At 69.9% G+C, this 5,885-nt stretch carries 6 protein-coding genes; all 6 read left to right on the top strand.

The features are described from left to right. Positions 1 to 413: MFS transporter (locus QQK25_RS09265; protein WP_284187661.1), on the top strand; the 413-nt coding region annotated here is incomplete at its 5' end. Next, positions 410 to 940 (top strand): DUF3833 domain-containing protein, encoded by a 531-nt coding sequence (locus QQK25_RS09260; protein ID WP_284187660.1) that lies wholly within the window; start codon positions 410 to 412, stop codon positions 938 to 940. The genes QQK25_RS09265 and QQK25_RS09260, both read left to right, overlap by 4 nt. After that, on the top strand, positions 937 to 1,698 hold the full coding sequence (locus QQK25_RS09255; protein ID WP_284187659.1) for an SDR family NAD(P)-dependent oxidoreductase: 762 nt from the start codon (positions 937 to 939) through the stop codon (positions 1,696 to 1,698). Before QQK25_RS09260 ends, QQK25_RS09255 begins: the two co-directional genes overlap by 4 nt. Before the next feature lies 1 nt (position 1,699). Beyond that, entirely contained in the window at positions 1,700 to 2,116 is a 417-nt protein-coding gene (locus tag QQK25_RS09250) for a nuclear transport factor 2 family protein (RefSeq protein ID WP_284187658.1), read from the top strand. A 159-nt stretch (positions 2,117 to 2,275) separates the two neighbouring features. Continuing rightward, positions 2,276 to 3,460 carry a response regulator gene (locus tag QQK25_RS09245; RefSeq protein WP_284187657.1) on the top strand — a complete coding sequence of 395 codons (1,185 nt, stop codon included), beginning with the start codon at positions 2,276 to 2,278 and terminating at the stop codon, positions 3,458 to 3,460. A 92-nt stretch (positions 3,461 to 3,552) separates the two neighbouring features. Beyond that, positions 3,553 to 5,885: response regulator (locus QQK25_RS09240; RefSeq protein ID WP_284187656.1), on the top strand; the 2,333-nt coding region annotated here is incomplete at its 3' end.

Below are 5,885 nucleotides of genomic sequence, written 5' to 3'. Positions count from 1 at the left end.
GGCATGGCCGGGTGACCGCCTGGCTCGGCGCGATGGGGCTGGCAATGCTCGCCTTCGGCTGGGCGGCCCTGCTGGGGCCCGGCGAGGTGGCGGGCTTTGCGCTGGTCTGCGTGGCCTCCGGGCTGGCTCTCGGGGCTGATCTGGCGCTGCCCGCCGCCATCGCCGCCGACCTGGGCGAACGCCAGGGCCGGGCCGGCGCCTGCTTCGGGGTGTGGAACCTCGCCGCCAAACTCAACCTGGCCCTCGCCGCCGGGCTGGCCCTGCCGCTACTGGCGTGGCTGGGCTATCAACCGGGCAGCGGCACCGGGCTGCCCGCCCTCAGCTTCACCTACGCGCTGCTGCCGCTGGCCTTCAAGGCGGTGGCGGCGGTGCTTCTGTGGCGCTGGCGTCACCTGTTGGAGATCACATCATGAAAACCCTGCTCGCCACGGCCCTGTGCCTCGGCCTCACTGCCTGCGCCTCGCCGGGCGTCGAACAGTACAAGGCCGAAACCCCGGTGCTCGATCTGCGCACCTACCTCAACGGCACCGTCGACGGCTGGGGCATGTTCCAGGGGCGCTCGGGCGAGGTGAAGAAGCGCTTCCACGTGGTGATCGACGCCCGCTGGGAGGGCGACACCGGCGTGCTCGACGAGCGCTTCCAGTGGTCCGACGGCAGCACCTCGCGCCGGGTGTGGACGCTCACCCGCCAGCCCGACGGCAGCTACCGGGGCCGCGCCGACGACGTGATCGGCGAGGCCACCGGCGAGCTCGCCGGCAACGCCCTGCGCTGGCGCTACGTGCTGGCCCTGCCGGTGGATGGCCGCACCTATCACGTGGATTTTGACGACTGGATGTTCCTGATGGACGGGCAGGTGATGATGAACCGCTCGTACATGTCGAAATGGGGCTTCCGGCTGGGCGAGGTGACCCTCACCTTCGTCCGCCGGCCCGGGCCATGAACCCGAAGATCACCGACTGGCGCGGCCGCCGGGTGTGGCTGGTGGGCGCCTCCAGCGGCATCGGCGCGGCGCTGGCGCAGCATCTGGCCGGGCTGGGGGCGCGGCTGGCCCTCACCGCCCGCAGCGCCGACCGGCTGGCGGGGCTCGATCTGGGCGACGCCGAGGTGCTGATCCTGCCTTGCGATGCCACCGACGCTGCAGCACTCGCCGCTGCCCGGGATCGGCTCGTCGCCGCATGGCAGGGCGTGGATGTGGCGATCTACCTGGCCGGCGACTACGTGCCGATGAGCGCCGACAAATTTGATCTGGCGGTGGCCGAGCGGGTGGTGGCGGTCAACTTTGGCGGGGCGATGCGCCTCGCCGCCTGCGTGCTGGGCGATCTGCAGCCTGGTGGCGGGATCGCCTTCGTGGCCAGCGTGGCCGGCTACCGTGGCCTGCCCCGGGCGCTGTGCTACGGGCCGGGCAAGGCGGCGCTGATCCACTTTGCCGAATGCCTGCACTTCGATCTGGCGCCGAAGGGCGTCGGGGTGTGGGTGGTCAATCCGGGCTTTGTGGCCACCCGCCTCACCGCCCGCAACGACTTTGCCATGCCGGCGTTGATGAGCCCCGACGCCGCCGCCGAAGCGCTGGTGGCGGGCTTCGCCACAGGGCGCTTCGAGATCGATTTCCCGAAACGTTTCACCCGCATCATGAAGTTGCTGGCGGCGTTGCCTTACCGCTGGTATTTCCCGCTGGTGCGCCGGCGGACCGGAGCCTGAAATGAGCCTGAACGCCCTGATCGCCTTTTACGAGAGCCTCACCGAGGAGAGTGTCGTCCGCCTGCCGGCCTTCTACGCCGAGGACGCCACCTTCACCGACCCCTTCAACGACGTGCGCGGCGTGCCGGCGATCCAGCGCATCTTCCGGCACATGTTCCGCCAGGTGGAGACCCCGCGCTTCGTGGTGCTCGAGAAGGTGGCGGATGCGGATGGCGCGGTGCTGGTGTGGGCCTTTCACTTCCGCTTCCGGCGCAGCGGGCCAGAGCAGGTGATCCAGGGCGTGTCGCACCTCAAGTTTGACGATGACGGCCGGGTAAACTTCCACCGGGATTATTGGGACGCCGCCAGCGAGCTCTACATGAAGCTCCCCGGCATCAGCCTGTTGTTGCGGCTGCTGCGCCGGAAGCTGGCTGCCTGAGGGGGTGCAATGAGACGCGGGGTTAAAGCCCGTGTGCATGCTGCCGATAATCAGTGCGGTGGTACGCTGTGCCACGTCATCGACCCGGTGCGCTCCCGAGCGCCATCCGCCCGCTTCCCGGGCAAGGGTCGAACCCCGCATTCCCAACCGAGGCAGGTCATGATCAGTAACGGCAGCGCCCCACAACACGCCGAGAACAAGCCGGGACAGACGATCCTGATCGTGGATGACACGCCCCAGAACCTGACCATCCTCGGCGAGCTCCTCCAGCCCTATTACCGCGTCCGGGCGGCCAACTCGGGCGAGCGCGCCCTGCGGGCCGCCGGGCTGCAGCCGCGCCCCGACCTGATCCTCCTGGACGTGATGATGCCGGACATGGACGGCTACGCCGTGATGGAGCGCCTGCGCGCCGACCCGGTGACCCGCAACATCCCGGTGATCTTCGTGACCGCCATGCACGGCGTCGAGAGCGAGGAGCACGGGCTCGAGCTGGGCGCCGTCGACTACATCACCAAGCCGATCAACCCGGCCATCGTGCTGGCGCGGGTTCGCACCCACCTCGAACTCAAGCAGGCCCGCGACCGGCTGTCTGTCGAGAACCAGTGGCTCGAAGGCGAAGTCGCCCGGCGGATGCGTGAGAACCTGTTGATCCAGGATCTCAGCGTGCGCGCCCTGGCCTGCCTTTCCGAGGCCCGCGACAACGAGACCGGCCTGCACATCGTGCGCACCCAGACCTACGTGGAGCTGCTGGCCCGGCGTCTGGCCGACCACGAGCGTTTCCGCGACGCCCTCGCCGGCGACCGGCTGGGCATGATCGTCAAGGCCGCGCCGTTACACGACCTGGGCAAGGTCGGCATCCCCGACGGCATCCTGCTCAAGCCGGGCAAGCTGACCGACGAGGAATTCGAGATCATGAAGCATCACGCGACCATCGGCGCCGACGCCATCGGCAAGGCGATGGCACAGGCCTCGGCGAGCGCCGGCGCCGATGCGGCCGAGAGTGCTTCGCGGGCCTTCCAGTTTCTGGGCGTGGCGCGGGAGATCGCCCTCGGCCACCACGAGAAATGGGACGGCTCCGGCTACCCGCAGCGCCTGGCCGGTGACGACATCCCGGTGTCGGCCCGCCTGATGGCCCTGGCCGACGTGTTCGATGCACTGATGACCCGCCGCGTTTACAAGCCGCCCTTCAGCCTCGAAGAAACCACCCGGATCATCCGCGACGGCCGCGGCAGGCATTTCGACCCGGACGTGGTGGACGCCTTCATGGATTGTCGCGACGCCTTTGCCGACATCGCCGTACGCCTTGCCGACCCGATGCCGGAAGACGCGGAGCAGGCGCGATGATCCCGTCTCCGCCCCGTCCGCCTCACTGAAAGCCGCCCCCCATGCGCCGCTCCCGCCGTGTCCGATCCGACTCAGGAAGTGCGGAATGGCGCGTGCGGCAGGGCGGCCTGGCGGGCACCACTGCCTTCCGCCGCCGCCGGCTGACACGGCAGGCCACCGATGCCGCCGACGCCCGCGAGCAGCTTGCCGGCACCCTCGACGCCCTCCCCGACGCCTACCTCGAGCTGGACCGTGACGGCCTTTGCCTCGACGCCCACGTCCGCCACTCCGCCCTTTTTCCCGACCAACCCCGGCCCCTTGCCGGGCACGACATCCGCACCCTGCTGGCGCCCGAGCCCGCCGCCATCCTGACGGCCGCCCTGGCCGCCGCCGCTGCCCACGGCAGCGATCAGGGCCGCACCCTGCAGATCGAGGCCGGCGGCCAGACCCACTGGTTCGAGCTGGCCGTCACCGCCCGCCCGGGCGCCGGCACCATGCGCTTCATCGTGCTGGCCCGGGACGTCACCGCCCGCCGTCAGGCCGATCTGGACCAGAGCAGCCTGCTGGAGGCCGAGGTGGCCCGGCGCACCGCCGATCTCGCCACCGCCATCGAAGAGGAGGCGGCGATCCTCGATTCGGCCAGCGTCGGCATCGTGGTGCTGAAGGACCGGCGGATCGTCCGCACCAACCGGCGGATGGACGAGATGTTCGGCTACGACCCGGGGGAGCAGATCGGGCAGTTCACCCGCATCTGGTATTGCACCGAAGAAGACTGGGCCGAGACCGGGCAGGAGGTGCGCACCCAGGTATGGCGCGGCCAGACCCACCAGCGCGTGCAGGAAGTCCGGCGCCGCGATGGCAGCCGTTTCTGGGCCCGCATGTCGGGTCGGGCGATCGACGCGGCCGACCCGACCAAGGGCATGGTCGGGATCATCGAGGACATCACCGCCGAGCGCGCCGCCGCCGAGGAGATGCAGCGCGCCCGCGCCCTGGCCGAGGAAGCCGTGCGGGTGAAGTCGGATTTCCTCGCCAACATGAGCCACGAGATCCGCACCCCGATGAACGCCATCGTCGGCATGGCCTACCTGACCCTCCAGACCAGCCTCACCGGGCGCCAGCGGGATTACCTCACCAAGATCCAGGCCGCCAGCCAGCACCTGCTGGGCATCATCAACGACATCCTCGACATCTCGAAGATCGAGGCCGGCAAGCTGGTGATCGAGCACGTGGGCTTCTCCCTAGATCGGGTGCTCGACAACGTCACCGGCCTGATCGCCGAAAAGACCGCCGAGAAGGGGCTGGAACTGATCGTCGATGTGGCCGACAACGTGCCCGGCGAGTTGGTCGGCGACCCGCTGCGGCTCGGGCAGATCCTCATCAACTTTGCCAACAACGCGGTGAAGTTCACCGAGCGCGGCGAGGTGACGATCCGCGTGCGGCTTGCCCAGATGCGGGACGACGGGCCGTGCCTGCGCCTGTCGGTCACCGACACCGGCATCGGCATCACCGACGACCAGCGCGGCCGGCTGTTCCGCAGTTTCGAGCAGGCCGATTCGTCCACCACCCGCAAGTTCGGCGGTACCGGCCTCGGGCTCGCGATCAGCAAGCGGCTGGCCGAGCTGATGGGCGGCGAAGTGGGCGTGGACAGCATTCCTGGCGTCGGCTCCACCTTCTGGTTCACCGCCTGTTTCGGCCGGGGGGCGGCCCAGCCGCGCCGGCTGGTGCCGCGGGCCGATCTGGCCGGGCGCCCGGTGCTGGTGGTCGATGACAACCCCAACGCCCGCGACGTGCTCGCCGACATGCTCCGGCGCATGGGTTTTGCGGTCACCGCCGTGGATTCGGGGCGCGCCGCGCTGCATGCGGTGCGCGAGGCCGAAACCCGCGGCGCGCCCTTCGCGGTGGTCTTCCTCGACTGGCAGATGCCCGACCGGGACGGCATCGCCACCGCCGGCGACATCCGCGACCTGAAGCTCGCCGAGCCGCCGCGGCTGGTGATCGTCACCGCCTACGGGCGGGAGGAGCTGATCCGCTCGGCGGGCAGCGTGGATATCCACGACGTGCTCATCAAGCCCGTCACCGCGTCACTGCTGTTCGACACCGTGCTGCGGCTCCTGGCCGGCGAGGACGCCGGCGAGCGCGCGGCGGCTGCGGGTACGGCCCCGTCGCCCCTGCCGGCGGCCGAGCTGCGCGCCATCGCCGACGCGCGCATCCTGCTGGTGGAAGACAACGACATCAACCAGCAGGTGGCCACCGAGATGCTGGCCCACGCCGGCTTTGTGGTGGATGTGGCCGACAACGGCGCGGTGGCGGTCGAGAAGGTCTCGGCCGGCACCTTCGATCTGGTGCTGGTGGACATCCAGATGCCGGTGATGGACGGCCTCACCGCGACGCGGGCGATCCGCGAGCAGCCCGATCTGGCCTGGCTACCCATCGTGGCGATGACCGC

Origin of the sequence: Zoogloea oryzae (genome assembly GCF_030161255.1) — a bacterium.
GTDB classification, from domain to species: domain Bacteria; phylum Pseudomonadota; class Gammaproteobacteria; order Burkholderiales; family Rhodocyclaceae; genus Zoogloea; species Zoogloea oryzae.
Note: the sequence above shows the minus strand (reverse complement) of the source record. Positions and strands in the feature narration are given on the sequence as shown.